The sequence below is a fragment of the Rouxiella aceris genome, from assembly GCF_012933545.1.
Taxonomy (GTDB): Bacteria; Pseudomonadota; Gammaproteobacteria; order Enterobacterales; family Enterobacteriaceae; genus Rouxiella; species Rouxiella aceris.
Genome location: NZ_JAADJU010000002.1, coordinates 69,135 through 93,752, shown reverse-complemented (window position 1 = coordinate 93,752; position 24,618 = coordinate 69,135). Strand labels below are relative to the sequence as shown.

24 protein-coding genes, 1 other RNA gene and 1 pseudogene are annotated in these 24,618 nt (G+C 49.3%); 11 read left to right on the top strand and 15 right to left on the bottom strand.

Annotation, left to right across the window (positions count from 1 at the left end):
- Window positions 1-3 precede the first annotated feature (3 nt).
- The 4 genes from era to lepA form a co-directional block, all read right to left on the bottom strand.
- The gene (era, locus tag GW590_RS04045) at window positions 4-909 is read right to left on the bottom strand and encodes a GTPase Era (protein WP_169401745.1); all 906 of its coding nucleotides are present in this window, start codon (window positions 907-909) and stop codon (window positions 4-6) included.
- The gene (gene rnc / locus GW590_RS04040) at window positions 906-1,586 is read right to left on the bottom strand and encodes a ribonuclease III (protein WP_169401744.1); all 681 of its coding nucleotides are present in this window, start codon (window positions 1,584-1,586) and stop codon (window positions 906-908) included. The genes era and rnc overlap by 4 nt, the downstream gene beginning before the upstream one ends.
- Window positions 1,587-1,878: 292 nt before the next feature.
- A complete protein-coding gene (gene lepB / locus GW590_RS04035) occupies window positions 1,879-2,859 on the bottom strand; it encodes a signal peptidase I (RefSeq protein WP_169401743.1) in 981 nt (326 codons plus the stop codon).
- Between the two features lie 29 nt (window positions 2,860-2,888).
- Window positions 2,889-4,688: a translation elongation factor 4 gene (gene lepA / locus GW590_RS04030; RefSeq protein ID WP_169401742.1), complete on the bottom strand. Its 1,800-nt coding sequence runs from the start codon at window positions 4,686-4,688 to the stop codon at window positions 2,889-2,891.
- Window positions 4,689-5,240: 552 nt separating this feature from the next.
- Here lepA and GW590_RS04025 point away from each other — a divergent pair.
- Window positions 5,241-6,062, top strand: coding sequence for a DUF6585 family protein (locus GW590_RS04025; protein WP_169401741.1), 822 nt, complete (start codon window positions 5,241-5,243; stop codon window positions 6,060-6,062).
- 14 nt (window positions 6,063-6,076) lie between these two features.
- Here GW590_RS04025 and rseC read toward each other — a convergent pair whose 3' ends face one another.
- From rseC to rpoE, 4 genes are read right to left on the bottom strand one after another with little or no spacing between them, the layout of a single operon-like run.
- Window positions 6,077-6,553, bottom strand: a complete 477-nt coding sequence (gene rseC, locus GW590_RS04020) for a SoxR-reducing system protein RseC (protein ID WP_169401740.1) — start codon at window positions 6,551-6,553, stop codon at window positions 6,077-6,079.
- A gap of 37 nt (window positions 6,554-6,590) precedes the next feature.
- Window positions 6,591-7,550 (bottom strand): sigma-E factor regulatory protein RseB, encoded by a 960-nt coding sequence (rseB, locus tag GW590_RS04015; RefSeq protein WP_169401739.1) that lies wholly within the window; start codon window positions 7,548-7,550, stop codon window positions 6,591-6,593.
- Entirely contained in the window at window positions 7,550-8,197 is a 648-nt protein-coding gene (gene rseA / locus GW590_RS04010) for an anti-sigma-E factor RseA (protein ID WP_169401738.1), read from the bottom strand. Before rseA ends, rseB begins: the two co-directional genes overlap by 1 nt.
- Window positions 8,198-8,227: 30 nt before the next feature.
- Window positions 8,228-8,803, bottom strand: a complete 576-nt coding sequence (gene rpoE, locus GW590_RS04005) for an RNA polymerase sigma factor RpoE (RefSeq protein WP_169401737.1) — start codon at window positions 8,801-8,803, stop codon at window positions 8,228-8,230.
- 225 nt (window positions 8,804-9,028) lie between these two features.
- On the opposite strand from rpoE, the gene nadB reads away from it, so the two are divergent.
- A complete protein-coding gene (gene nadB / locus GW590_RS04000) occupies window positions 9,029-10,630 on the top strand; it encodes an L-aspartate oxidase (RefSeq protein ID WP_169401736.1) in 1,602 nt (533 codons plus the stop codon).
- A 44-nt stretch (window positions 10,631-10,674) separates the two neighbouring features.
- On the opposite strand, the gene trmN is transcribed toward nadB, so the two are convergent.
- Window positions 10,675-11,421: a tRNA(1)(Val) (adenine(37)-N(6))-methyltransferase TrmN gene (trmN, locus tag GW590_RS03995; RefSeq protein WP_328803039.1), complete on the bottom strand. Its 747-nt coding sequence runs from the start codon at window positions 11,419-11,421 to the stop codon at window positions 10,675-10,677.
- 160 nt (window positions 11,422-11,581) lie between these two features.
- On the opposite strand from trmN, the gene srmB reads away from it, so the two are divergent.
- A complete protein-coding gene (gene srmB, locus GW590_RS03990; protein WP_169401735.1) occupies window positions 11,582-12,904 on the top strand; it encodes an ATP-dependent RNA helicase SrmB in 1,323 nt (440 codons plus the stop codon).
- A gap of 85 nt (window positions 12,905-12,989) precedes the next feature.
- Here srmB and grcA read toward each other — a convergent pair whose 3' ends face one another.
- Window positions 12,990-13,373 carry an autonomous glycyl radical cofactor GrcA gene (gene grcA, locus GW590_RS03985; protein WP_169401734.1) on the bottom strand — a complete coding sequence of 128 codons (384 nt, stop codon included), beginning with the start codon at window positions 13,371-13,373 and terminating at the stop codon, window positions 12,990-12,992.
- 332 nt (window positions 13,374-13,705) lie between these two features.
- Between grcA and ung the strand changes: the two genes are divergently transcribed.
- Window positions 13,706-14,395: a uracil-DNA glycosylase gene (gene ung / locus GW590_RS03980; RefSeq protein ID WP_169401733.1), complete on the top strand. Its 690-nt coding sequence runs from the start codon at window positions 13,706-13,708 to the stop codon at window positions 14,393-14,395.
- A gap of 229 nt (window positions 14,396-14,624) precedes the next feature.
- Here ung and grpE read toward each other — a convergent pair whose 3' ends face one another.
- Complete coding sequence (grpE, locus tag GW590_RS03975) at window positions 14,625-15,212, bottom strand: nucleotide exchange factor GrpE (RefSeq protein ID WP_169401732.1); 588 nt, start codon at window positions 15,210-15,212, stop codon at window positions 14,625-14,627.
- 137 nt (window positions 15,213-15,349) lie between these two features.
- On the opposite strand from grpE, the gene nadK reads away from it, so the two are divergent.
- From nadK to bamE, 3 genes are all read left to right on the top strand, one after another.
- On the top strand, window positions 15,350-16,228 hold the full coding sequence (gene nadK / locus GW590_RS03970) for an NAD(+) kinase (protein ID WP_169401731.1): 879 nt from the start codon (window positions 15,350-15,352) through the stop codon (window positions 16,226-16,228).
- 99 nt (window positions 16,229-16,327) lie between these two features.
- Window positions 16,328-17,989, top strand: coding sequence for a DNA repair protein RecN (recN, locus tag GW590_RS03965; protein WP_169401730.1), 1,662 nt, complete (start codon window positions 16,328-16,330; stop codon window positions 17,987-17,989).
- 112 nt (window positions 17,990-18,101) lie between these two features.
- Window positions 18,102-18,449, top strand: a complete 348-nt coding sequence (gene bamE, locus GW590_RS03960) for an outer membrane protein assembly factor BamE (RefSeq protein WP_169401729.1) — start codon at window positions 18,102-18,104, stop codon at window positions 18,447-18,449.
- A gap of 77 nt (window positions 18,450-18,526) precedes the next feature.
- On the opposite strand, the gene GW590_RS03955 is transcribed toward bamE, so the two are convergent.
- Window positions 18,527-18,811, bottom strand: a complete 285-nt coding sequence (locus tag GW590_RS03955; RefSeq protein ID WP_169401728.1) for an RnfH family protein — start codon at window positions 18,809-18,811, stop codon at window positions 18,527-18,529.
- Entirely contained in the window at window positions 18,804-19,238 is a 435-nt protein-coding gene (locus GW590_RS03950) for a type II toxin-antitoxin system RatA family toxin (protein WP_169401727.1), read from the bottom strand. Before GW590_RS03950 ends, GW590_RS03955 begins: the two co-directional genes overlap by 8 nt.
- Window positions 19,239-19,392: 154 nt before the next feature.
- On the opposite strand from GW590_RS03950, the gene smpB reads away from it, so the two are divergent.
- The 4 genes and pseudogenes from smpB to GW590_RS03930 form a co-directional block, all read left to right on the top strand.
- Window positions 19,393-19,875 (top strand): SsrA-binding protein SmpB, encoded by a 483-nt coding sequence (smpB, locus tag GW590_RS03945; RefSeq protein ID WP_169401726.1) that lies wholly within the window; start codon window positions 19,393-19,395, stop codon window positions 19,873-19,875.
- A gap of 49 nt (window positions 19,876-19,924) precedes the next feature.
- Window positions 19,925-20,305, top strand: a transfer-messenger RNA (tmRNA) gene (ssrA, locus tag GW590_RS03940).
- Between the two features lie 566 nt (window positions 20,306-20,871).
- A protein-coding gene (locus GW590_RS03935; RefSeq protein ID WP_169401725.1) for an IS3 family transposase occupies window positions 20,872-21,992 on the top strand; the annotation gives its coding sequence in 2 pieces (ribosomal slippage) (window positions 20,872-21,130 and window positions 21,130-21,992; 1,122 coding nt in all).
- 26 nt (window positions 21,993-22,018) lie between these two features.
- A pseudogene (locus GW590_RS03930) lies at window positions 22,019-22,309 on the top strand (transposase); the annotation flags it as partial.
- A 528-nt stretch (window positions 22,310-22,837) separates the two neighbouring features.
- Here GW590_RS03930 and GW590_RS03925 read toward each other — a convergent pair.
- Window positions 22,838-23,758: a nucleotidyl transferase AbiEii/AbiGii toxin family protein gene (locus tag GW590_RS03925; RefSeq protein ID WP_169401724.1), complete on the bottom strand. Its 921-nt coding sequence runs from the start codon at window positions 23,756-23,758 to the stop codon at window positions 22,838-22,840.
- Window positions 23,751-24,284: a type IV toxin-antitoxin system AbiEi family antitoxin gene (abiEi, locus tag GW590_RS03920; protein WP_169401723.1), complete on the bottom strand. Its 534-nt coding sequence runs from the start codon at window positions 24,282-24,284 to the stop codon at window positions 23,751-23,753. Before abiEi ends, GW590_RS03925 begins: the two co-directional genes overlap by 8 nt.
- Between the last annotated feature and the right edge of the window lie 334 nt (window positions 24,285-24,618).

Genomic DNA, 24,618 nt, shown 5'->3' with positions numbered 1-24,618 from the left:
ACCTTATAAGTCGTCTACATAACCCAGACTGCGCAGCGCACGTTCATCATCTGCCCAACCGGATTTGACCTTGACCCACAGCTCAAGGTGAACTTTCGCTTCGAACATGTTTTCCATGTCCTGGCGTGCTTCAGTGCCGATGGTTTTGATCTTCGAGCCTTTATTACCGATAACCATTTTCTTCTGGCCTTCACGCTCGACCAGGATCAAACCGTGAATATCGTAGCCGCCACGTTCATTAGTGACGAAGCTCTCAATTTCTACCGTGACCGAATAAGGCAATTCTTCACCCAGGAAGCGCATCAACTTTTCACGAATGATCTCAGACGCCATAAAGCGCTGTGAACGGTCGGTGATGTAATCTTCAGGGAAATGATGCACGGCTTCTGGCAAGCGCTTGCGCACCAGCGTGGCAATGGTATCGACATTAATACCTTTTTCCGCAGAAATAGGCACGATGTCGACAAAGTTCATTTGCTCACTAAGGAACTGCAAGTGCGGCAGTAACTTGGATTTATCGGTGACGTTATCAATTTTGTTGATCGCCAAAAGCACCGGGCTTTTGATATCACGCAGTTTATTCACTACCATTTCGTCATCGGCAGTCCAGTGGGTGCCTTCAACCACAAAGATAACCAGCTCGACATCACCAATTGAACTGCTTGCAGCACGGTTCATCAGGCGGTTGATTGCTCGTTTTTCTTCGATATGCAGCCCCGGGGTATCGACGTAGATAGCCTGGTATGGACCTTCGGTATGAATACCCATGATCCGGTGACGCGTGGTTTGCGGTTTGCGTGAAGTGATGGAGATCTTTTGCCCCAACAGTTCATTTAGCAAGGTCGACTTACCGACGTTAGGTCGGCCGACGATGGCAACAAAGCCACAGTAATTCTTTTCTTCGCTCATTCAAGCTCCAGCTGTATCAGCGCTTGTTCCGCTGCCGCCTGCTCGGCTTTACGGCGACTTGAGCCGGTACCTACCACCGGTTGATTCAAGCCACTGACCTGGCAGTGGATGGTAAACTCCTGGTCGTGCGCTTCTCCGCGAACCTGCACAACCAGATAAGAAGGCAACGGCAGATGACGACCTTGCAAAAACTCCTGTAAACGGGTTTTTGGATCTTTCTGCTTATCACCGGGACTGATTTCATCGAGACGACTACGGTACCAATCGAGGATCAGCCTTTCGACGTTCTGAATATCGCTATCCAGGAATACGCCGCCAATGAGTGCCTCCACCGTATCCGCGAGAATAGACTCACGGCGGAAACCACCACTTTTCAATTCGCCAGGGCCTAATCGCAAACATTCGCCGAGGTCGAATTCACGCGCCATTTCAGCCAGGGTATTACCACGCACCAGCGTAGCGCGCATCCGGCTCATATCGCCTTCATCAACACGAGGAAAACGATGATAAAGCGCATTGGCAATAACAAAACTAAGAATTGAGTCGCCCAGGAACTCTAACCGCTCATTGTGCTTGCTGCTGGCGCTGCGGTGCGTCAGTGCCTGCATCAAAAGATCCTGCTGTTGAAAAGTGTAGCCCAGCTTTCGCTGAAGCCTGTTTATTACGATGGGATTCATGAGTTACCAATAGATCAAGAATGCGTCAAAAACTTCAGCATACGGAACAGGCCTGCTTTGCCAAAAGCCAATCCAAAGCTGTTTCGTTTGCAGTGGCTCCCTCTATTTTATCGAGGAGCCAACTTTTATCGCTCGAAGAGATATTCTACAACGAGTGGGAATATAATGCTGCGTTTATATATTGGCTATAGCCGTAATACTTCAAGCCGCATCCTGTTTGCCATTACTCCGCGACCTTGTGCGGGTGATGCCAGGATGCCACTCGAGGTATTTCGGCTATATAGACACAAAATTAATGAAGTCCACCAATACGGTTTAAACGTATACCCGTTGGCCATTCACCTTCTTGCTTCGTAAAGCTCATCCAAATACCGGACGCTCTGCCCACCAGATCTTTTTCTGGTACAAAGCCCCAATAACGGCTGTCAGCGCTGTTATCACGGTTATCGCCCATCATAAAATAATGACCGGCGGGAACAACCCAGGTACCCAAAGGTTGGCCAGGCTGTTGATAATAGGCGCCTAACTGGTCACGAGCACCGGGAACCACCAGGATATTATGGGTGACATCACCCAGCGTCTCTTTGCGGGCTAGTAAACGAACGCCGTCCTGCGGCACTGAGGCAGCAGGATCGGTTTCAAAAAAACCGCTGCTGGCTTCGCCACCGGCAGAAACACGGCCAAAGGTTTGCACAAAGGCACTGGCTTCGCTGGCGCTGTAGGTCACTGCCAGGGCTTTATCGCACGCCTGACTGCTATTACAGGCCGGTTGCACGGTAACTTCCTTGCTGCCCGCATCGTAAGTCACACGGTCACCCGGTAAACCTACAAGGCGCTTAATATAATCCAGTTGCGGATTCAGGGGATATTTAAATACCACCACGTCACCACGTTTTGGCTCACCCGTTGGAATAAGCTTAGTCTGGGTAATAGGATCCTTTAAGCCATACGCATATTTTTCGACCACAATAAAGTCGCCAATCAACAGTGTAGGCATCATTGAACCGGATGGGATTTGGAAAGGTTCGTAAATAAAAGAACGAACAACAAATACCACCAGCAACACCGGGAATACCGAGGCACAGGTTTCCACCCAACCTGGCTGCTTTGCCACGTTGCTCAAGGTTTTTTCGTCTACTGCGCCGGCAGTTTCGAGTTTCAGGCGCGCCACTTTCTCCCGACGAGCAGGAGCAAGTTTAAATCGGTCCAGACACCAGATGATCCCTGACACCAGCGTTGCCAGCGCCAAAATCAGAGCAAACATGTTAGCCATTCCTACTCCTTGACTTACTTATTAAAGGCTTACTTTCCGTCTTTACCTACGTGCAAAATAGCCAGGAACGCTTCCTGTGGTAATTCAACATTACCCACCTGCTTCATGCGTTTCTTGCCATCTTTTTGTTTTTGTAAGAGTTTCTTCTTACGGCTGACGTCACCGCCATAGCACTTGGCCAACACGTTTTTACGTAACTGTTTCACGGTAGAACGGGCAATCACGTGATTACCGATCGCTGCCTGAATGGCAATATCAAATTGCTGACGCGGGATCAGCTCTTTCATTTTTTCGACCAGATCACGACCACGATACTGTGAGTTCTCGCGGTGGGTGATTAATGCCAGGGCATCTACACGTTCACCGTTAATTAGAACATCAACGCGCACCATATCTGAAGTCTGGAATCGTTTGAAATTGTAATCGAGCGATGCATAGCCGCGCGAGGTTGATTTCAGACGGTCAAAGAAGTCCAGCACCACTTCGGCCATTGGAATTTCGTAGGTCAACGCCACCTGATTGCCGTGATAGACCATATTAGTCTGCATACCACGTTTCTCAATACACAAGGTGATCACGTTGCCCAGGTATTCCTGCGGCATCAGCATATGACATTCGGCGATCGGTTCGCGCAGTTCGAGAATGTTATTTAGCGGCGGCAACTTGGAAGGACTGTCGACATAAACCGTCTCACCTGCCGTGGTTTCCACTTCGTAGACTACTGTGGGTGCCGTAGTGATCAGTTCAAGATCGTACTCACGTTCAAGACGTTCCTGAATGATCTCCATGTGCAACAGACCCAGGAAGCCACAGCGGAAACCAAAGCCAAGGGCGGTGGAGCTTTCTGGTTCATAGAACAGCGAAGCGTCATTGAGGCTTAATTTGCCCAACGCATCGCGGAAGTTTTCGTAATCATCGGAGCTGATCGGGAACAAGCCGGCGTAAACCTGCGGCTTCACTTTCTTAAAGCCTGGCAGCGCTTTATCTGCCGGCTGGCGAGCCAGGGTCAGGGTATCGCCGACCGGTGCGCCCAAAATATCTTTGATGGCACAAACCAGCCAACCCACTTCGCCGCAGTTCAATACTTCGCGATCGACACGTTTTGGCGTAAAGATCCCCAGACGGTCGGCGTTATACACCTGGCCGGTGCTCATTACCTTGATCTTGTCGCCCTTGCGCATGGTGCCGTTTTTGATACGCACCAGCGAGACTACGCCGAGGTAGTTGTCAAACCAGGAGTCGATAATCAACGCCTGCAAAGGGGCATCTGCGTCGCCTTGTGGCGGCGGAATATCGCGGACCAGACGTTCCAATATATCCGGCACGCCTACCCCGGTTTTTGCCGAACAACGCACGGCGTCAGTGGCATCAATACCGACGATATCTTCGATTTCCTGCGCGACGCGATCGGGCTCGGCAGCAGGCAGGTCAATCTTGTTCAGCACAGGAACGACTTCAAGATCCATATCCAGCGCGGTATAGCAGTTGGCCAGGGTCTGAGCTTCGACACCCTGTCCGGCATCAACGACCAGCAGCGCGCCTTCACAGGCGGCCAGTGAGCGAGAAACCTCATAAGAGAAGTCCACGTGCCCCGGAGTATCGATAAAGTTGAGATGATAGATTTCACCATTCTTGGCTTTATAGTCCAGCGTCACGCTTTGCGCTTTGATGGTGATGCCGCGTTCACGTTCAAGATCCATAGAATCAAGAACCTGAGAGGCCATTTCACGATCGGACAAGCCACCGCATATCTGGATAATACGGTCAGAGAGTGTCGACTTACCGTGGTCAATGTGGGCAATAATGGAGAAGTTTCTTATGTTCTTCATTTATAGATCATTTTCTCTAATTGATAGCGCTTAAACCTTTATCATGGACACAGCTAAGGACTCAACGCCAAAACTCGCCACGCAAATATGGGCGCATCTTACACTGTATGCCGGTTCCACGAAAGGATGCTATCTATGCAATACAGGAGAGATTTGCCGTTTAAGGCAGATAAGTGCCCTTTTCTGAGCAACAACCCGCGACGGCGGGGATAAAAAACGCGTCGCGCACGCCAAACAAGTCCTCGTTTTGCCCCCTCAGACAGAACCACGCGCCGAGGTGACGGCAAACCGGGATATTTCCCGCGTCTGTGGCTATTTATTGTAGCTGACGGAAAGCCCCGCTTTAGCGATCAATTAATTAAATTGAATGCTATTTAGCGTACTGTCGCCAACTTGCAACCCCGACAGACAGTTTAGGAAAATGCTCATTTACTAAACAGCGCAATTATCATTAACTACCTGTTATAAAAATAAATTTGTTCGATGAATTACCCATTAGCATTAATTAATTATTTTATATTTTAAAAATCAAACGGTCACAAGGTTAATGTCATGATCAATGAAGGTCGGCTGCTTAGCCGGCATGGTTTTGCAAAGGCAAACTCGTGGATCACCCTGGTGCTGGCTGCGCTGCTGATGGTGGCAGGAGCAGTGCAACTGGTGTTGCTGCTGACGTTTGGCAAAAATGGCTACTTCGGGTTGCAAACTATCCTGGCTTCAACCATGTTTAGTATTGCTCTCGGCATTGTGCTGTTTGTTTTACGCCAGTTTATCAAGCCCAGACAAATATATCAGCTGTATGAAAACGGCGTATTAGTGATTTCCAAACCGGATAATAAAAATAAATTCATTCCTTTTGAACGAATTAATGATATCTATCGTTTTCGTACTGGTAAATATACTTTAAAAATATTAAACGCCATGGCTTTTCGCGAAAATGCCGAAAAATCATGGCATAAAATCTCGCCTAATATTGCTCATGCGGACCGATTAATCGAGATTATAAAAAATGAACAACTGCTATTTCGCGGCCCTCAAGCACTGACCATTCTGGCACAGGACGGTACGGTAACTTTTAGCTACCTGACTGAAAGTGAAAGTAAAGTAAGACGTTTTTTGCGCGGTAATTTTTTATTGATGAATGAAAAAAAGCTGCGGCTTTCGGCGCGCAAACTGGATTCTGATGACGGTCATCATATTGCCCTTGAAGATATCCACTTTATTAGCGGCGGCAGTAACAGCCAGCTGATCAAGTTGCTCGACAGACATGGCCGTACACTCTTTTCTCTGCCTTATACCTCATTGTTCAGCGCAGATCTGTTTATCGCGCTGATCGAGCATATGATCCAGAATCGCATCCCGATCCGCAGTTAAACCACAGACTTTACCTAGAGATGCTCAGGATTTTCAGGCTGGAAACGAAAAGCGGTCGGCGGTAAGCCAACCTGTAAAATAACCGGTTGATACGCCTCTTTATCCGCGACTTTTGCCGCCAGATAGCGAGCTGCCGCAAAACCAAGGGCCCCTCCCACCAGCGCACCAATCAACGCGTAAATATCGCCTTTCAGCAGCCACTGCAATATGCCGCCCCCCGCGATAACACCAAACAAGGGGGTCATATAGACCAGTAGCGCAGAGCGCAGCAGACTGCCTTCCATAATACCCAGTTCGACCTTCTGACCGGGTTCAAGTGGCTCGGCAATAGTGACCTGCAGATTATGCTCCGTCTGCGGGCCGAGCTCGTTGAGCACACGTGCACCACAGCCAGAACGCGAATGACAGCCGCTGCATCCTGCCTGCGTTTCACAGCGCAATTGTGCAACACCATCTTGCCACGAAATCACCGTGGCCCATTCTTTCATCATGGGGATACCCTGTCTGTGACGCTAAGTTGCCAACTCTTTATTGACCTGAGAACAGGATACTATCAGAAATACGTTTGGCTGTAGAAGGTGGTAACTCACCGACAACGGTTATCTCATTGCCATTACGCACTTCAGTCTGCACGGTTCTGCGACCCTGACGAACAATCTGCTCCGCCGTAACATTATTGGTCGGATTGACATTGATCGAGAAGCTAAAGAGTCCATCGCTATACAATCTTGATTCGATAGTGACCGGCATATTAGGCAAATTGCGTTTGCTGCGCGACACTTCTTTTACGCCCTCGGGCAACCACTTGGGTTCCCAGCTAAATTCGGCTTTGTCGACATCAGGAATGCTAAGCACCGGCGGTAAATTGGCCTTTTCCAGCCCGGTAAAGGCTTTATCAACCTCAGGATCAACGGTAATCGAAATTACGCGAAATTGCTCAAGCGTCTCACCGTCACGATCGAGCAGATCAACGCGCAAAGGCAGTTTATCTTTTTCGTCGATCCAGATGATATAGCTAAAGCGGGTGCCGTCTCTTGAAACCACGCGGATCACTTCACTTGAGCGATCGGCAGCACGCGCCCGGCCTACGGCAATAAAATCGTAAAAGCGGGAGAGAGTATTGATGTCGCTAAAGGCCAATTCCGGCAGAGAATCGACGATATGATCGCCAGCCAGCGTAAATGGCTGTAATCCAGTTTCGAAATAGCTGATGTCTTTGCCACGTTGTACCACTTCACGACGCGGTCCATCCATTAACAGCAAATCGGCAAGCTGTGTTCCTCCTTTGGATTTTACGTGGCGATAACGATATGAATCGATGCCTTGCTTCGTGATGCTGATAAAGGCAATTTCATAATTCAGTGACTGACTGGCAGCACTCATCTGTTGCAATAACGCCTCGGGAGCAGGAGCTGTCTCAGCCGAGGCGGTATGTGTAGTGAGCAGGCTGCACGTCATAAGGGAAACGGCATACCAAAATTGCTTCATTACTGCGTTTGCGTTCCTAAAGACTGGTTACCTGGGACCTGAATAGCAGCTTGCTGCGGAGTGGTTGACTCCAGCTGCAGCTGATCAGAATGCAGTCTACGCTGCAACTCATAATCTTGCAAAATAGCATTAATGCGCTTGCGCTGTTCTTGCATATTTTGCGGTCCGCTGGCGGTACTCCCTTCATTTGGCACACCAAAGCTCACTGGAGAGGCTTTGCCTATCATGGGTAGTGTGTTGAATGCCGGGGTTTCAGGGGATGCACCTGGCACCTCTGACTGGCTGTAATGCTGCACACCGACGATAACCGCCAGGGATACGCAAGCAGCAACGCCGATTTGGGTGATCTGGCTGGCCCACGGACGCACCTTGTGCCAGAAAGGAAGCTTCTGCCAGGTATGCGATAGTGGCTGTGATTCTATAACAGAGCCAGGGACAAGCTTGGCTGGCTCATTTGCCAGTGCCGCGGCCACACGATCTGCGATATCCAGATGCACAACGTTACCAATGTCACCACGCAAGGTATCGCGGATCAAATGATAACTCTGCCAACTTTTCTGAAGCGTTTTATCGTTTGAAAGCGAACTCAAGAGTTCGGAGTCAAGCGCTTCACCATCCATCAGAGCCGAAAGCTTTTCTTTCTGCATGCCTAAGTACCCTTCCTGTGTCCGCCATCACTAACGCTGAATCAGCGGTTGAACTTTATTATCAATAGCTTCTCGAGCACGGAAAATGCGGGATCTTACCGTGCCCACCGGGCAATCCATGATGACGGCTATTTCTTCATAGCTCAAGCCATCCAACTCCCTCAGGGTAATTGCCATCCGCAAATCCTCAGGAAGCGCTTCAATAGTCCGAAAAACAATCTGTCGCAACTCTTCTGACAACATTAAGTTCTCAGGGTTCGAAATTTCTTTTAACGCATTGCCGTTTTCGAAGTTTTCGGCTTCGATGGCATCGACATCACTTGAAGGTGGACGACGCCCCTGGGCAACCAGGTAATTTTTGGCCGTGTTGACGGCGATTCGATATAACCATGTGTAAAAAGCACTATCACCACGGAACGAATCCAGAGCACGATAGGCTTTAATAAAAGATTCCTGAACCACATCAGGCACATCGCCCTGTGGAACGTAGCGGGAAACAAGGCTCGCCACTTTATGCTGGTAGCGGACAACCAGTAAATTGAACGACTTTTGATCACCTTTCTGGACCCGCTCGACCAGAACCTGATCCGCTAACTGCTCGCTCATCCGAGGTAATCTCTCCCCAAAGCCATCTCCACGCTATTAATCGTACTGCCAGCTTTCATCTTTATTTTCCTGAGCAAGTACTGCTTGGAGTTCAAACAGAATGTTAAGTTCCATGAAACACAAAGTTTTCTATCAATGTATCTATCCATATCTCATGCTCGTGGCTTTTGCCAAGCCATTTAGGCTAACATGAATCTCCCTCTTCTTCTGCAAACATCATAAGTTATGCAACCTTCATCAGACTTTGTTAGTGATGTATTAATTATCGGCAGCGGCGCCGCAGGGCTTTCACTGGCCTTACGCCTGGCTGACCACTGTAAAGTTACCGTTCTGAGCAAGGGACCTCTTAACGAAGGGTCCACTTTCTACGCACAAGGCGGAATTGCCGCCGTTTTCGACGAAGCTGACAGCATTGATTCTCACGTAAACGACACGCTGATTGCCGGTGCAGGACTCTGTGATAAAGAAGCCGTTGAATTTATTGCCGGCAATGCCAAACACTGTGTGCAATGGCTAATCGATCAGGGTGTCCTCTTCGATACCGAAACCCATGGTAGTGAAGAAGAACGCTACCACCTGACAAGAGAAGGCGGCCACAGCCACAGGCGCATTCTCCATGCCGCTGATGCGACAGGTAAAGCAGTAGAAACCACGCTTGTAGGGAAAGCAAGAGCCCACCCCAATATTAGCGTAAAAGAGAACTACAATGCGGTTGATTTGATTACCTCCAGCAAACTGGGGTTACCGGGTACTCAGCGGGTGGTCGGTGCCTATGTCTGGAACCGCCAGATCGAGCAGGTCGAAACCCTGCGCGCCAAAGCCATTGTGCTGGCGACCGGTGGCGCGGCCAAGGTCTATCAATATACGACCAACCCGGATGTTGCTTCCGGTGACGGCATTGCCATGGCCTGGCGCGCGGGTTGCCGCGTGGCCAATCTCGAATTCAACCAGTTCCACCCTACCTGCCTGTATCATCCCCAGGCGCGCAACTTCCTGCTTACCGAAGCATTGCGCGGCGAAGGTGCCTATTTAAAACGCCCGGATGGCACACGCTTTATGCCCGACTTTGATCCGCGCGGCGAACTGGCACCACGGGACGTTGTTGCCCGCGCCATCGACCATGAAATGAAGCGGCTGGGTGCCGACTGCATGTATCTGGATATCAGCCATAGACCGTCAGAGTTTATCCAGCAGCATTTCCCGATGATCGACGAAAAACTGCGCTCACTGGGTATCGATCTGACCAAAGAAGCCATTCCCATCGTCCCGGCAGCGCATTACACCTGCGGCGGCGTAATGGTAGACCAGCATGGTCGAACCGATATCGACGGTCTTTATGCCATTGGCGAAGTCAGCTATACCGGGCTGCACGGTGCCAATCGTCTGGCCTCCAACTCGTTGCTGGAATGTGTGGTCTATGGCTGGTCTGCGGCAGAAGATATTCTCAAACGCCTGCCGAATACCAAAATGCCAAAAAGTTTGCCCGCCTGGGATGAAAGTCAGGTAGACAACTCTGACGAGCAAGTGGTGATCCAGCATAACTGGCATGAGTTGCGCTTATTTATGTGGGACTACGTGGGGATTGTGCGTACCACCAAACGTCTGGAACGCGCGTTGCGTCGCATTAATACCTTGCAGCAGGAAATTGATGAGTACTATGCCAATTTCCATATCTCCAACAACCTGTTGGAACTGCGCAACCTGGTTCAGGTCGCGGAGCTTATCGTACGTAGCGCCCTGGCCCGCAAAGAGAGCCGTGGTTTGCATTACACTCTCGACTACCCGGACCAACTGGCCGAGCCTTCGCCGACCATTTTACAGCCTTAAGCCTCAATACCAGCCGTCACGCTGACGGCTGGTCATTTCTCATCTCAGTAGTTCAGATAAAAATCGGCAATCAGTTGGCGAAACGGCTGACTGTAGACATTCATTTGTTCCCGTAACGCCAGCTCCTGATAATCAGGTTGCGCATATGGCTGTCTGGCTAATGCCAACAGCATGCGGTTCAAGGGTTTGCCGGGCCGGTCGCGGATATCCACTCGCGCCCGGGTAAACCACTGTTGCTGCTGTGCGGCCTGTTCAAAGCCCAGCCCGATATCATAGGGCAACACCACACAAAATATCCCCGTCGTCGCCAGTAACCTGCCCGCACAGTCTAGCAATGCGTCGTGGGTCAGGGTTTCGGTATAGCGTGCGGCATTTCTGGCCTCATCGCGACAGGCAACGGCCGACGCAAAGTAAGGGGGGTTGCTGACGATTAAATCGTAATGACCGGACGCGTGACCGGCAAAATGATTGATATCTTCGGGAAATACCGATAATCGCCGCTGCCAGGGAGATTCACTAAAATTTTCCCGTGCCTGCTCGGCCGCCGCGCTCTCCAGCTCAACGGCATCGACGACAACGCGGTCCGCCGTGCGTTGCGCCAGCATCAGCGCCACCAGGCCGGTGCCGGTACCAATATCGAGAATACGACCGGCATTGGCCACCGGTGCCCAGGCACCAAGCAACACACCGTCGGTGCCGACTTTCATCGCACAGCGATCGTGGGCAACAAAAAATTGTTTAAAGGTAAATCCGTCGCCACGTAACGACTTGGTGCTGCGGGCTGCTGTCACTCGGTTTTCCTGTAATAATCCCCCGGAAATAACGGGGTTAATGGCATAATAGACTAAGCATAAGACAAAGCTTTACGGAGTAAAAGCGACCCTTTGCGCTTAAATAGGTGAAGATCGCGGCCAACACGTCTATAATCGGCGCCCCAAGTAGAGGTAGACCATGACTGTAACGAATTTTTCCGAACTCGAACTCGATGAACGCTTGATCGACGCGCTTAGCGATAAAGGCTATAGCCGCCCCACTGTTATTCAGGCAGAGGCCATTCCGCCTGCGATGGACGGCCGCGATGTGTTGGGTTCGGCGCCTACCGGCACCGGCAAGACCGCAGCATTCCTGCTGCCTGCACTGCAACACTTGCTGGACTTTCCGCGTAAAAAGTCTGGTCCACCACGTGTTTTGATCCTCACCCCAACCCGTGAGTTGGCGATGCAGGTTGCCGACCAGGCTCGTCAGCTGGCCGCGCATACCGATCTGGATATCGCGACCATCACCGGCGGTGTGGCTTATATGAATCACGCTGAAGTGTTTAGCGAGAATCAGGATATCGTCGTCGCTACCACCGGACGTTTACTGCAATATATCAAAGAAGAAAACTTCGATTGCCGCGCAGTGGAAACACTGATCCTCGATGAAGCAGATCGCATGCTTGATATGGGATTTGCGCAGGATATCGAAACCATTTCCGCTGAAACCCGCTGGCGCAAACAGACTTTGCTGTTTTCGGCCACGCTGGAAGGCGAAGCCATTCGTGAGTTTGCCGAACGCATTCTTACCGAACCGGTAGAGATCGAAGCCGATCCTTCCCGCCGCGAACGTAAAAAGATCCTGCAATGGTATTACCGTGCCGATGACTTGCAGCATAAAACCCAACTGTTGTGCCATCTGCTGAAACAGCCTGATGTCACCAAGTCGGTGATCTTCGTGCGTAAACGCGAGCGCGTACATGAATTGGTTGCCTGGTTGCGCGAAGCGGGCATCAACTCCTGTTATCTCGAAGGGGAAATGGTTCAGGTCAAACGTACCGAAGCCGTCAAGCGTATGGTCGAGGACCGCATTAACGTGCTGGTTGCCACCGATATCGCTGCCCGTGGTCTGGATATCAACGATATCAGCCATGTATTCAACTTCGATATTCCGCTGACTGCCGATACCTATCTGCACCGTATCGGCCGTACTGGCCGCGCCGGTCGCAAAGGCACGGCGATTTCGCTGGTTGAAGCCCATGACCATTTGCTGTTAGGCAAAGTTGGCCGTTATCTGAATGAACCGCTGAAACCGCGCGTGATTGACGAGTTAAGACCAAAAACCAAGGCGCCGAGTGAAAAAACCACCGGCAAGCCATCGAAAAAGGTTTTGGCAAAACGCAAAGAGAAGCAGCAAGAAGAGAACACCAAGGCCAAGGTGAAAGTCAAAGTACGTCACCGCAACAGTAAAAACGTCGGTAAACGTCGTAAGCCTAAGCCAGAAGAAACCAATTCGTAACCACGAGTTATCGTTTTTTGGTTATAAAAAAGCCGCCTTTCAGGGCGGCTTTTTTGTGGTCAATCCCGGCACATTGGCTCAGAGATTACAGGCTCATAGTAAAAGTACGAGCGATAACGTCACGCTGTTGTTCTGGAGTCAGTGAGTTAAAACGCACGGCATAACCAGAGACACGGATGGTCAGCTGTGGGTATTTTTCCGGGTGTTTAACGGCATCTTCCAGCGTTTCACGGCGCATCACGTTGACATTAAGATGCTGGCCGCCTTCAACACGCACGGTAGGTTGAATTTCCATTGGGATTTCACGGTATTCGAACTTTCCGAACTCACCAACGGCAACGATCTGGTCTGCTTCGTAACCGGCTTTGGCACAGATGCAACGCGCCTCGGCTTTATCGCTGTCTAACAGCCAGAATGAATTTTTCAGCGCTTCGTTGTTTGCTTCAGTAATTTGGATCCCAGTGATCATGATTTTCTCCATTCTTTTATAAGAGATCTGGTAAATGACTGCGGCTGTTTTTACACCACAATCCTTCTTGGTATCTGTCTTGTATAACAATAGTGCGAGAAGGAAGTTTTGATAAATATCAATTTTTACAAGGGTAGGATTTTACCCAGGCGGCAAATTAATGTTTTATATCAATATTTCCACAGCGAAAATTTCAACTATTTTTGTAAATAATCAAAAAAAGTGAGCAATATCACGTTAGCCCTTGGGACAAAAAAAACCGAAGAGTATCGCTGTTCGCCATCAGCAGGTAAGCTACAGCTATTAAAATTTCGTAGAAAAGGAGAGCGAGAATGACAACCCAGCTCACCTGGCACGATGTAATTGGCCAGGAAAAACAACAGAATTACTTTATTGATACCCTCAAGTATGTCGCTTCCGAGCGCGCCGCAGGGAAAACCATCTATCCCCCGCAGGACGAAGTGTTTAATGCCTTTCGCTCAACGGAATTCTGCGACGTTAAAGTGGTGATCCTGGGCCAGGACCCCTATCACGGCCCCAATCAGGCACACGGTCTCTCTTTTTCGGTGAAACCGGGGATCCCTGCGCCCCCCTCGCTGGTGAATATTTATAAAGAGCTGGCGACAGATATTCCCGGGTTTGTTCGTCCTAACCATGGCTATTTGCAAAGCTGGGCCGAGCAAGGGGTGTTATTGCTTAACACCGTACTGACCGTCGAAGCGGGACAGGCTCACTCCCATGCCAAACTCGGCTGGGAAACCTTTACCGATAAGGTGATCAGTACCCTGAATACCCATCGGCAGGGGGTGATATTTTTGCTCTGGGGTTCACATGCGCAGAAGAAAGGCAGCATTATCGATGAGGCGCGGCATTTGATATTAAAAGCCCCGCATCCTTCGCCGTTATCGGCACATCGCGGCTTTCTGGGGTGCAAGCACTTCTCAATGACCAATCAGTTGCTGGAAAAACAGGGTCTGGCTCCGATTGACTGGACACCGCGCCTGCCCGAGTCATTGGCATAGTGCGACAGAAGCTATAGATATAAAAAAGGCACCAGAAAGGTGCCTTCAGACTGCTGACAAAGTCCGTTATTAGGGAGAGTGCACCGTTGGGGTCGTAGCGGGCTTGCCCGCCGGAGCGCCCCTGGGTGTGCTATGCCCGGGTATCTCGATCATCAAGACGACTTGGTCATCAAACTCAAGGCACCAGAAAGGTGCCTTAGGTATCCGAGGGTGCCTGTAAATATCTGGATCAGGCTTTGGCTTTGGACACCGCGACCATTGCCGGACGCAGCAGACGTCCATTAAGGGTATAGCCTTTCTGCATCACCATGATGACATGGTTTGGCTCAAGTTCTGCCGACTCCATCAAGGTCATTGCCTGGTGCAATTCAGGGTTAAACGGCACATGAACATCGGCAACCACTTCAAGACCAAACTTATGTACCGCATCCAGTAATGATTTCAGGGTCAGTTCTACGCCTTCGATCATTGAGGTCAGCTCGGCACTTGATCTGTCGGCCAAATCCAGCGCGCGCTCAAGGTTATCGATAACCGGCAGCAATTCAGCGGAAAACTTCTCAAGAGCAAATTTATGCGCTTTTTCAATATCCAGCTCAGTACGACGACGAATATTTTCGACTTCGGCCTTGGCACGCAGCAGGCTATCACGCTCACGTTGCTGAGCATCTTTCAACTGGGCTTCTAATTCGGCAATACGGGCATCACGCGGGTCAACGACGTCAGCCGCCTCAGTTTCCGCTTCCGCTTGCAGCTCTAGTTCCTGATTCAGTTCATCCGAGACTTGCTCGTTAGGCGTCTTTTGTTCTTTACTACTCATGAATCTCTCCGCGTTTTAGCTTTAGTCTTGCTAGTTGGCTTATTATGGGGATCAAAACCGGGGTTTCAAGGGCTGTTATCTTAGTTACAAACCATACTCCAGGTGTCATAGATGCGGTATCAAGGATAATCAAAGCAATGAATAAAAAATTTGAGTGTATTGGAATCGTTGGACATCCCCGCCACCCTTCCGCGCTTGCTACCCATGAGATGCTCTATCACTGGCTGATTTCCAAAGGCTATAACGTCCTTGTGGAAAGCCAGGTGGCGCAGGAATTATCCCTGGAAAACCCGCAAACAGCTACTCTGGCTGATATTGGCAAACTGGCCGATCTCGCCGTGGTTGTCGGCGGCGACGGCAATATGCTCGGCGCAGCCCGGGTGTTGGCCCGTTATGATATCAAGGTCATTGGTATTAACCGCGGAAATTTAGGTTTTCTGACCGATTTAGACCCGGATAATGCCCTGCAACAGCTCGATGATGTGCTCAACGGAGAATACATCAGCGAGCAGCGCTTCTTGCTGGAAGCCATTGTACGCTGTGGCGACCAACAATGCCGCATTAGTACGGCGATTAACGAAGTGGTTCTCCATCCGGGAAAAGTTGCCCATATGATTGAATTTGAAGTCTATATAGATGAAAAATTCGCATTTTCGCAACGTTCTGACGGTTTGATAATCTCCACGCCGACCGGCTCTACCGCCTATTCGTTATCGGGAGGTGGCCCGATCCTTACGCCGACACTGGATGCCATTGCCCTGGTGCCGATGTTCCCTCATACCCTGTCGGCTCGCCCGCTGGTTATTAATGGCAACAGCACCATTTGCCTGCGCTTCTCGCATATCAGCAGTGATCTGGAGATCAGTTGTGACAGTCAGATTGCCTTGCCAATACAGCAGGGAGAAGAGGTAATTATTCGACGCAGTGATTACTATTTAAACTTAATCCATCCGAAAGACTATAGTTATTTCAATACATTGAGCACAAAACTTGGCTGGTCGAAAAAATTATTCTGATTTTTTTATGAAATCAGAGCTGCCAGGGCTTTACTGTATATAAAACCAGTTTATACTGTATGAAATCACAGGCATGTTGTTTTGTACAGGAAGGTGTCCATGCTAGCGCAATTAACTATCAGTAACTTTGCTATCGTTCGCGAGTTGGAAATTGATTTTCATGCGGGTATGACAGCAATAACCGGTGAAACTGGCGCAGGTAAATCTATCGCTATCGATGCCCTCGGCCTCTGTTTGGGCAGCCGGGCCGATGGCAACTCGGTGCGACTGGGTACCAGTCGGGCCGATGTCTGCGCCCGCTTTACCCTGGCTGATACCCCTTCTGCAAAACAATGGCTGATCGATAATCAACTTGATGATGGCCAGGACTGCCTGCTGCGCCGCACCATCAGTGCCGACGGACGCTCTCGCGGCTTTATCAACGGCACCCCGGTTCCCTTGTCGCAACTGCGCGAAATTGGCCACCACCTTATTCAGATCCATGGCCAACATGCCCATCAGTTGCTGGTTAAGCCGGAGCACCAAAAACAGCTGCTCGACGCCTATGCCGCACAATCCTCTTTGCTGGCGCAAATGCGCGCCGCCTATGAAAACTGGCACCAAAGCTGTCGTACACTGGCGCAGTTTCAGCAACAGGTGAGCGAAAGAGAATCCCGCCGCCAGTTGCTGCAATACCAGCTTAAAGAGCTTAACGAATTTGCGCCGCTGCAGGGCGAATACGAGCAAATCGATGAGGAATACAAGTTGCTGGCTAACGGCGGGCAACTGCTTTCACTAAGTCAAAGTGCGCTCTATCTGCTCAGCGACAGTGACGACCATAATATTAGCAGCCTGCTGTATACGGCAAAAAACAAGCTGGCGGAACTGGCAGAACTGGACGAAAAAATGCAGGGCATTATCGTCATGCTGGATGACGCCTCAATCCAAATCAGCGAAGCCAGCGACGAATTGCGTCACTACAGCGAAAAACTGGAGATGGACCCAAACCGCTTGTTTGAACTGGAACAACGTCTTTCGCGACAAATCGCCCTGGCTCGCAAACATCATGTCAGCGCAGAAGAGCTGCCGGAGCTGCATCGTCAGTTGCTGGAAGAACAGCGGGCGCTGGATGAGCAGGAAAGCAATCAGGCCGAACTCAGTGATAGGGTCAATGTTCACTATCAGCAGGCCATCGACATTGCGCATTCGCTGCATCAACAACGCCAGCACTTTGCCGATGAGTTGACCCAACTTATCACTCAGAGCATGCAAACCCTCTCAATGCCTCACGGGAAGTTTAATATTGCGGTACAGTTTATGCCTGAGCATTTGAGTGCAGAAGGCGCAGATCGCATTGAGTTCCAGGTGACTACCAACCCTGGCCAACCCTTGCAAGCCCTGGCCAAAGTGGCCTCAGGCGGTGAGCTTTCACGTATCGCCCTGGCGATTCAGGTCATCACCGCACAGAAAATGGAAACCCCGGCGCTGATTTTTGATGAAGTCGATGTCGGTATCAGTGGCCCAACAGCGGCAATTGTCGGTAAACTATTGCGCCAGTTAGGTGAGTCGACACAGGTTATGTGTGTTACTCACCTGCCTCAGGTGGCCGGTTGCGGGCATCAGCACTATTTTGTCAGCAAAGAAACTGACGGTGAAGTCACTGAAACCCAAATGAATCGGTTGGATAAAAAAGCACGTTTGCAGGAATTGGCCCGACTGTTGGGAGGGAGCGAAGTCACGCGAAACACCCTCGCCAATGCAAAAGAGTTGTTAGCGGCGTAAAAACCTCAACTTTTTTACATTTCAGCGGTCATACTGGTGCCCTGCAAAGGTTTCAAACTGATGAAAGGTCTATTATCATCGGCATCTTATGCCCTAAAGGAATGTAAAGACTATGCGCTGTAAAACGCTAACTGCCGTCGCTGGAGCTCTGTTGATGCTGACCGCCGGTTGTTCAACTCTGGAAAAGGTCGTTTATCGACCAGATATTAATCAGGGTAACTACCTGGCTCCTGCGGATGTACAGAAGATCCATACCGGGATGACCAAGCAACAAGTTGCTTATATTCTGGGTACGCCAATGATGGATGATCCATTTGGCAATAACACGTGGTTCTACGTGTTCCGTCAACAGCCTAGCCACGAAGATGTGACTCAGCAAACGTTGACGCTGACCTTTAACGAAGCCGGTGTGTTAACCAACGTGAGTAACAAACCAAAGCTCGAAGATAAACAATCCTGATAACCCGGTTTTGATGCGCTGTTGTCATCAGCCAGGGATCCTTTTTCAGGGTAAAAAAATAAGGCGCTATCAGCGCCTTATTTTTTAGAGCGTTCAGCCCTTAATCTGCGAAGTTCTTTGGGATCGGCAATCAATGGTCGGTAGATCTCCACCCGATCGCCATCGTTAACCAAATCATTCAGCTTTGCCGGTCGGCTATAAATACCCACCTTATTACTTTTCAGATCGATCTCAGGACGCAGCTCCAGCAAGCCGGAGGCCACTATCGCCTGTTCGACACTGCTACCTTGAGCCAGTCGCACCGTTTTTAAATACTGACGGTCAGGTAAGGCATACACGACCTCGACGCTAACATCAGACACTGTAAACCTCTTTCGCTCGTTTGGTAAAAGCCTGCACCATGCTCCCAGCCAGCTCTTTGAAAATTTTACCAAAGGCCAGTTCAATCAGCTTGTTGGTAAACTCAAAATCCAGGTTCAACTCGACCTTGCAGGCTTCCGGACTTAACGGCGTAAAGTGCCAACCGCCCATCAACTTACGAAACGGACCATCAACCAATTGCATATCAATACGTTGGTTATTGGTTAAGGTATTTTTAGTGGTAAAGGTTTTACTGATCCCGGCCTTGGCAACATCAACGGCAGCCGTCATCGAACCATCGGTTTGCGCGATGATACGACTTCCGGTACAGCCAGGCAGAAACTGCGGGTAAGCATCTACATCATTTACCAGGTTATACATCTGCTCCACACTAAAGGGCACCAGCGCAGAACGGCTTATTTGTGGCATATCATTTTCCAGGTTTATAAAACATACCGATCATATCATTTATCATGCCTTGGGCAAAAAACTCGGCGAAGATAAAGCACAAGCGGCGAAAAACTGCATAACCCCACCTGAGGGGATTTCATTCGCCCATGCTTACAGTATAATAAGTATCACTATGACAAAGAAAAAAGCACATAAACCCGGTTCCGCAACCATTGCCATGAACAAGCGCGCACGCCATGAGTATTTCATCGAAGATGAAATCGAGGCGGGTATTGCTCTGCAAGGTTGGGAAGTAAAATCACTGCGTGCTGGCAAAGCCAACATTGCTGATAGTTATGTGACCTTCAGAGACGGGGAAGCCTTCCTGTTTGGTGCCACCATTACACCGCTGAACGTTGCTTCAAGCCATGTTGTCTGCGAGCCAATGCGTACCCGTAAACTCTTAATGAACAGACGTGAACTCGACAAGCTGTTTGGCAAGGTAAACCGCGATGGCTACACGGTGGTGGCGCTGTCCATGTATTGGAAAAACGCCTGGACCAAAATCAAGATTGGTCTGGCAAAAGGTAAACAAGATCACGACAAACGCGATAGCGCCAAAGATCGCGAATGGGCCGTTGATAAAGCACGTATCATGAAAAACGCCAAACGTTAAGCTGCTGGCTTAATAGGGTAAAGTTCTGGTATACTGCTAACAGTTCTTTGGGGCTGATTCTGGATTCGACGGGATTTGCGAAACCCAAGGTGCATGCCGAGGTGCGGTGGCCTCGTAAAAAACCGCAAAAAAAATAATTGCAAACGATTCGCAATTCGAACCTGCTGCTTTAGCAGCTTAATCAGTCTAATACACTGAAGGTCCCCTTTCTCCCTAGCCTCCGCTCTTAGGACGGGGATCAAGAAAGGTCAAACCCAAAAGAGCTCGCGTGGACATCCTGCCTGGGGTGAAAGCGCTAAACCCAATCAGGCTAGTTTGTTAGTGGCGTGTCCATCCGCAGCTGACCGGCGAATGTAATGATTGGACTAAGCATGTAGTGCCAACGGCGTAGTAATTTCGGACGGGGGTTCAAATCCCCCCAGCTCCACCAAATTAGATAGGACAGTGACCGGACAAACTCATATAAACCAGTAACTTATGAGCGAGACAAGGACTACGCACTGACACCATCGAGACAGAAAAGGATACGTAAAAGATACGCGACTCCTTTTCGATGAAAGAACCTCTGCCACCAGCGGAGGTTTTTTTTCGTCTGTAGCATACATGACGCCGCGGAAGTGAAACTATTCGCGTGTGCACCTTTTTTATTCACTACCTCGGTTCACCGCCTGCTCGGCGGCCGGAAGCTCGCTGGAAGAACACGTAGCTGCTCGGCATTATCCAGTCTCGCGCCTCGCCCCGATACACCACTTCAAACCCCAGCTCTTTCCCGCCCATGTTGCACCCACAAATAACTGTTTATGCATACAGTATAAATGCAAGATCTTTGGGTTGTAAATGAGCATGGCTGCACCAAAGAAAAAGGCCACGGTTAAACGCGGCCTATTAAATGATGTTGCTATCAATAATTAGTAAATTTTTTCATTGACCTGCTCCCCATTGATTAATACACCGTGATGTTAGTAATGTCTTCACTAGTAACGTGAGGGCATCCATATGAAGAAGCGTTTTTCTGACGAACAGATCATCAGTATTCTCCGCGAGGCCGAAGCCGGGGTTTCTGCCCGGGAACTCTGCCGCAAGCACGCTATTTCTGACGCCACTTTCTACACCTGGCGCAAGAAGTTTGGCGGCATGGAAGTTCCTGAGGTGAAGCGGCTTAAGTCGCTTGAAGAGGAGAACGCCCGACTCAAGAAGCTGCTTGCCGAAGCCATGCTGGATAAGGAGGCGCTTCAGGTGGCTCTTGGGCGAAAGTACTGACGACGGACCAGAAGCGGGAAGCCGTGATATTGATGTGTGATGCGACCGGTCTGTCGCAACGTCGTGCCTGCAGGCTTACAGGTTTGTCCCTGTCGACCTGCCGCTATGAAGCCCAGCGTCCGGCTGTTGATGCACTTTTATCAGGGCGTATCACTGAGCTGGCACTTGAACGCAGACGTTTTGGTTATCGGCGCATCTGGCAGTTGCTGCGTCGGGAGGGCCTTCACGTTAATCACAAGCGAGTATACCGAATTTACCACCTTAACGGACTGAGCGTAAAACGCAGACGACGTCGTAAAGGGCTGGCGACCGAACGGTTCCCGCTTCTGCGCCCGGATGCGCCGAACCTGACCTGGTCGATGGATTTCGTTATGGACGCGCTGGCCACCGGTCGCAGGATCAAGTGCCTGACCTGCGTGGATGATTTCACGAAGGAGTGCCTGACAATTACCGCCGCATTCGGGATTTCAGGCGTACAGGTCACGCGTATTCTCGACAGTATCGCGCTGTTTCGTGGCTATCCGGCGACGATAAGAACCGATCAGGGACCGGAATTTACCTGCCGCGCACTGGACCAATGGGCCTTTGAGCATGGAGTGGAACAGCGTCTTATCCAGCCGGGCAAGCCGACTCAGAACGGATTTATTGAGAGTTTTAATGGACGATTCAGAGATGAGTGCCTCAATGAGCACTGGTTCAGCGATATGGTTCATGCCAGGAAAACGATTAATGACTGGCGGCAGGATTATAACGAGTGTCGACCACATTCATCGCTGAATTACCTGACGCCGGCTGAATTTGCAGCGGGCTGGCGAAACGGGAAATTTGAAGAAAAACCAACTGACATTACTAACTGAAGGTTGTATCTAATCCTGGGGGCAGGTCAGCCTGGCTTGGCCTTATTCCACGACAGCATTCGAGTGGGGACAGGCAGGTGCTCATGAATATGACGAAGAAAGGCGATAAGCATCTACGTACACTCTTTATTCACGGTGCCCGTGCTGTCGTCAGAGTAGCAGCAAATAATAATGACGGATATTTAAACCAATGGGTTAACCAGTTAAAAGAGCGAAGGGGATTTAATAAAACCACCGTCGCAGTGGCAAACAAGAACGCCAGGATTATTTGGTCAATTCTTCGGCACGAAACAGAATATCAACCAGCAGGAATATGATACTTACCTTATTAAAGTTGCAGCGTACTGAAAAATGGTGACAGGTTGCACCTGCACAATCGGAACCTGACCTGTATAATGGCCCTAGAGGCCGTCCAGTTGTTGAGGCGATTGTACGCGGTTCCCCATTTGGGCACAGGTTTCCCTGATGCCGGATAGATGTAAGCAACAGCCTAAAACCAAATTCAGTGCTTGCAAAACGGAGGTAGTCCATAGATATATAGGGTAGCTTCGGATATTCCTTCCATCTGTGCAACCGCGGCCACGGTCATGTTGTAAGGGGGAAGTAATTTCGCCAGTCTTGCAGCCTTACGCTCCGGAGAAATACGTTTCATTTGTCACTTCATCGCCCTCAGGTATCTTTTTCAGAGGGGGTGACAACTATTCTGACACTGAGGGGGCTGTACTATCTGATAAATTTCACATGTAAAAACATTGTAAAAGGATGGCATGTCATGTCGAAAACATCCCATACCAAACAGCGGCTACCATCGCTAAGATAATAAAATCTTAAAAAAATGAGAACGCCTACATTTTAAAAATAATATTTTTTTCCTCGTTCCCAAAAAGCTCTTTTTGAAGCTGAGTAAGTAACTCTGTCAAAGATTCATGTAAATAACGAGAAAACCGTTCATCAGCTAAAGAGGATTCATATATATTGGCTGGGATAAAACGTTTCATTTCTTGGTGAAATTTCCCACCAGATATAATCTCTGCTAATGAGTCAATCCGAATCTGGAGCTTATCTTCAAAACCATCGGTCTTGTAATCTTTAAGTTTTTTCTTTACCAATTCAGAATTCAAATTTATGGATTGCTGCTTTAGCCATACCAGATCCCAAATATCTCGATATCGGACATACTTCGTTGTTGCTGGTAAAGAAACTAGCTTATCGGCCATAACCTCTTCAAGGCTTTCAACGTTAATTAAAGTATCATTATACCCATCGGGTAAAGCGGAATAATTGCGGGTTAACGGCCTTACTGAATTGGTATAAGCTGGAATATTAGCTACTTCAATTTTAATTCGCTGCCTGGGCATATCTCGTCGCTGAGGTGAGGTCGTAACTGAAATCTGCCATTTATCGACCTTAACCTCTGAATACTCTGGCTCTGTACGTAATTCTTCTGGTTCTTTGACCGTTACGTCCAATCCATATCTGGCCCCTAAATAGGCTTCAATACAATTTTTCATATCAACTAAATCAGCAGAACAGAACTCTAATCCGCCTGCAAAATCCAAGTCCTCACTAAAACGATTTGAGCCATAACACAGTCTGAGTGAAGTTCCTCCTTGAAAAGTCAGCTTCTGTAGTAACCCGGCTTCTGACAAACAAAAAAGAATGTCATAGTGTAGAAGTTCCTTTTCAACAACAGGGCGTAAAGCCGACAGCCCCTCTTGCTGAATCATCTCCTCTACTAACATATCGAAATCAATACGCTTAGGCATCTGCAAGCTCCATTTTATTTATCAAGTGTGTATTTCGTCCTACACGCATTAAATCTCGCGCAGCTGTCTGTTTCTTAGCAAACTTGATTGGGGAGTTAGTCTGAATGGTCCCGGTGAGGATGTCGCCAACGGAACGAGCAGTATGCGTCAATTCGATTACACCCCAAGGAGTTTTATACTCTCCAGAACGCCCTGTTGTCATAGCGGTGAGCCGCCCAATAGGGACCTGAGAAATAACACCATATTGTGAAAGGGCAGACTCAAGACTCGTATAGTTATATTCTCCACGACGCATAGTCTTGAGAATATGCTCTAAAATATAGCTATCTTTAGCTGCATGTTCATATACATAAACACCCTGTACAGCTCGAGTTAGGATCTTGCTATCAACTAAACGTTTGATCGATGCCTTAAGGGCTCTGGGGGATTCATAAGAGAAAATTTTCTCCAGGTCTCGCAGATGGAAAACATAGCGTCCATTGCGACTAAACTCATCAAGTGTGGCCATTGCCGTAAGTTTGTTCATACCATACCTCTACAGAAAAGACTCTTTTTAGGGTCCTTAGTGTAAGGATAAACCTTATCAATGCATTATGTCTACATAAAAGACACTTTTTTGAGTCCTTTCTGTAGACATAAAATGGACAAAGCTAAGTACTCGAGTAACATTTGATAAAACAAAACCTAACGTTTAACCCTACTGACCACCTCTTCAGTGATGCTCAAAGAGTTCGGGCCAAATTACAAGAAGTGGCACACCAAACAAGGTGCACAGAACAACCTGACGTTGAAAGAGGTAAACAACGGCAAATGGCCGACGTAGTGCAACGCCCCCAACAGCCTGGTAAACCTAAGACCGG

Coding starts and splice junctions, on each gene's coding strand:
- nadK (WP_169401731.1), top strand. CDS start 15,350: ATGAATAAAAAATTTGAGTGTATTGGAATCGTTGGACATCCCCGCCAC.
- ung (WP_169401733.1), top strand. CDS start 13,706: ATGACAACCCAGCTCACCTGGCACGATGTAATTGGCCAGGAAAAACAA.
- srmB (WP_169401735.1), top strand. CDS start 11,582: ATGACTGTAACGAATTTTTCCGAACTCGAACTCGATGAACGCTTGATC.
- rnc (WP_169401744.1), bottom strand. CDS start 1,586: ATGAATCCCATCGTAATAAACAGGCTTCAGCGAAAGCTGGGCTACACT.
- GW590_RS03950 (WP_169401727.1), bottom strand. CDS start 19,238: ATGCCACAAATAAGCCGTTCTGCGCTGGTGCCCTTTAGTGTGGAGCAG.
- grcA (WP_169401734.1), bottom strand. CDS start 13,373: ATGATCACTGGGATCCAAATTACTGAAGCAAACAACGAAGCGCTGAAA.
- smpB (WP_169401726.1), top strand. CDS start 19,393: ATGACAAAGAAAAAAGCACATAAACCCGGTTCCGCAACCATTGCCATG.
- rpoE (WP_169401737.1), bottom strand. CDS start 8,803: ATGAGCGAGCAGTTAGCGGATCAGGTTCTGGTCGAGCGGGTCCAGAAA.
- rseA (WP_169401738.1), bottom strand. CDS start 8,197: ATGCAGAAAGAAAAGCTTTCGGCTCTGATGGATGGTGAAGCGCTTGAC.
- nadB (WP_169401736.1), top strand. CDS start 9,029: ATGCAACCTTCATCAGACTTTGTTAGTGATGTATTAATTATCGGCAGC.
- grpE (WP_169401732.1), bottom strand. CDS start 15,212: ATGAGTAGTAAAGAACAAAAGACGCCTAACGAGCAAGTCTCGGATGAA.
- lepA (WP_169401742.1), bottom strand. CDS start 4,688: ATGAAGAACATAAGAAACTTCTCCATTATTGCCCACATTGACCACGGT.
- GW590_RS04025 (WP_169401741.1), top strand. CDS start 5,241: ATGATCAATGAAGGTCGGCTGCTTAGCCGGCATGGTTTTGCAAAGGCA.
- recN (WP_169401730.1), top strand. CDS start 16,328: ATGCTAGCGCAATTAACTATCAGTAACTTTGCTATCGTTCGCGAGTTG.
- abiEi (WP_169401723.1), bottom strand. CDS start 24,284: ATGAACAAACTTACGGCAATGGCCACACTTGATGAGTTTAGTCGCAAT.
- rseC (WP_169401740.1), bottom strand. CDS start 6,553: ATGATGAAAGAATGGGCCACGGTGATTTCGTGGCAAGATGGTGTTGCA.
- GW590_RS03925 (WP_169401724.1), bottom strand. CDS start 23,758: ATGCCTAAGCGTATTGATTTCGATATGTTAGTAGAGGAGATGATTCAG.
- era (WP_169401745.1), bottom strand. CDS start 909: ATGAGCGAAGAAAAGAATTACTGTGGCTTTGTTGCCATCGTCGGCCGA.
- lepB (WP_169401743.1), bottom strand. CDS start 2,859: ATGGCTAACATGTTTGCTCTGATTTTGGCGCTGGCAACGCTGGTGTCA.
- rseB (WP_169401739.1), bottom strand. CDS start 7,550: ATGAAGCAATTTTGGTATGCCGTTTCCCTTATGACGTGCAGCCTGCTC.
- bamE (WP_169401729.1), top strand. CDS start 18,102: ATGCGCTGTAAAACGCTAACTGCCGTCGCTGGAGCTCTGTTGATGCTG.